The sequence below is a fragment of the Streptomyces sp. NPDC005574 genome (genome assembly GCF_040605435.1).
Taxonomy (GTDB): domain Bacteria; phylum Actinomycetota; class Actinomycetes; order Streptomycetales; family Streptomycetaceae; genus Streptomyces.
This window is the reverse complement of sequence record NZ_JBEXCW010000298.1, coordinates 1-1,738: the sequence shown is the minus strand read 5'-3', so window position 1 is coordinate 1,738 and position 1,738 is coordinate 1. Positions and strand designations below refer to the sequence as shown.

2 protein-coding genes and 1 pseudogene are annotated in these 1,738 nt (G+C 69.2%); 1 reads left to right on the top strand and 2 read right to left on the bottom strand.

Going from position 1 to position 1,738, the window contains the following annotated elements; all coding sequences use genetic code 11:
* Window positions 1-501: pseudogene (locus ABZT03_RS44295) on the bottom strand (transposase); the annotation flags it as partial.
* Between the two features lie 34 nt (window positions 502-535).
* A complete protein-coding gene (locus tag ABZT03_RS44290; protein WP_356049992.1) occupies window positions 536-1,240 on the bottom strand; it encodes a transposase domain-containing protein in 705 nt (234 codons plus the stop codon).
* Window positions 1,241-1,478: 238 nt separating this feature from the next.
* Here ABZT03_RS44290 and ABZT03_RS44285 point away from each other — a divergent pair.
* A partial coding sequence (locus ABZT03_RS44285) for a helix-turn-helix domain-containing protein (RefSeq protein WP_356049990.1) occupies window positions 1,479-1,738 on the top strand: 260 nt, incomplete at its 3' end.

Sequence of the window (1,738 nt, the reverse complement as noted above, 5' to 3'; positions counted from 1 at the left end):
GCAACCGCCTGACCTGCATCGATGCCTCGCCGAACCCCCGAGAACCCCACTCAACTGTGGAACGCAGGTGCAGGCGGCCTGGGGCTGGACCAGGAGCGCGAGCATCTGCTGGCCGAGCGCGTCCTCGACCAGCGGCGGCTGGTGGGCCCAGTCAGCGCGGAAGACTTCACGGAGCCGTTCGGCCTCGGCTTCGACGCCGCGTTTGCGACCGGCGCGCTTGAGTGCGGCCTGCAGCTGCGTGCGTGTCAGCTTCGCAGCCCGCGTCGGTGTCGGTGCCGCCTTGAGGAGTTCGTGCGCCTCCCGGCGGCACAGACCGTTCTTCCACGACTCGAAGGCGGCCAGGGCGGACGGATAGTACTCGCGCAACAGGGAGCGGAGCTGGTTGGAGATCTGCTGCCGGTTCCACGTGGCGTCCTGCTGAGCTCTGGCGAGCACGGCGAGGGCGCGGGCCAGGTCGCTGTCCTGCGGCAGTGGCCGGTGGGCGTGCATGTCGGTGCGCAACTGCGCACCGGTGGCGCGGACCTGTTCCAGCAGGTCACGGGAGTCGAAGGCGGTGTCGGCCAGGAGCAGCATCGAGGCGTTGAGGCATCAAGGCATCGAGGCAGCCCAGCAGCCGGGCGGCGTAGGCGGTCTCCCCGTCGGTCTCGCCGTCGGTCTCGGGACCGAAGGCGGCCGCGAGCAGGGCCCGGGTTCCGCACTCGACGACCACCAGCAGGCGCAGCAGCGGATAGCCGAACTCCCTGTACTCCCCGGCCCGCTTGGGATAGCGCCAGGTGACCTGCTCGTCCTCGGGCACGTGCAGGCAGGTGCCATCCACCGCGACGGTCCGCAGGCCCCGGTAGAGCACGCCCGGCCGACCCCGCTCGCCGACCGGACCGGCCAGGGTCTGGAACAGCACCTTCAGCGGGCGCGCGCCCAGCCGGCGGCGTGCCCGGACAAGGGAGGGGACAGCCGGACGGACCAGAACTGTGGCGGGCAGCTGCGCGGTCAGCTTGCCCCACACCACCCGGTAGGAACAGTGTTCGAACAAGGCCAACGCGAGGACGAAGTAGACATGACGCGCGCGGGCAACAGCCGCACCCGCTTCTCCTGAGCGCCGGTCTCGACGAGCACCGCGTCCACCAGGTCGAAGTCCACGATCAGCTCGCCCAAGTGCCCCGGAGCGTGGACCCCCGGGGCCCTCCCCCGGGCGGGTGTGATGGCAGACTGCTCCTGCAACGGGACCCCCGATGATCTTCATGCTTGGTCGCAAGATGATCTATCAGGGGTCCCGTTCCACGTTCACGTTCACAGTGGGGTTGCGCTGCAGCTCACAGGCTTAACGCAACGGTGTTGAACGCACCACCCACGAATGATCATGTGATCGTGGAGGCACAGGTGCGTGACTACGGGTTCTCGGTGTTAAGCAGGACGAGGTTTGGAGACGGTGGCGTGAGGGGCAGTCGTTCAGCTTGATCGGGAGGGGACTCGGGGCGCCGATGCACCATGTCCGTCAGTTCCTGTACCAGAGCGGCGGCATCCGTCTTGCCCCACAGCAGCGTTCCGAGCGGCACCTGACCGGCAGCGAGCGCGAGGAGATATCCCGCGGCATCGCGGCCGGGGAGTCTGCCCGGCAGTTGGCCAAACGGCAGGGCAGATCCCCTTCGACCGTCTCCCGCGAGATCGCCCGTATCGGAGGCCGGGATCGCTACCGTGCCGCATCCGCCGATGCCGCCGCCTACGCGCGTGGGCGCCGGCC

Bases quoted from the DNA above. Each gene is read 5' to 3' on its own strand.
- ABZT03_RS44290 (WP_356049992.1), bottom strand. From the start codon at position 1,240: ATGAAGATCATCGGGGGTCCCGTTGCAGGAGCAGTCTGCCATCACACC.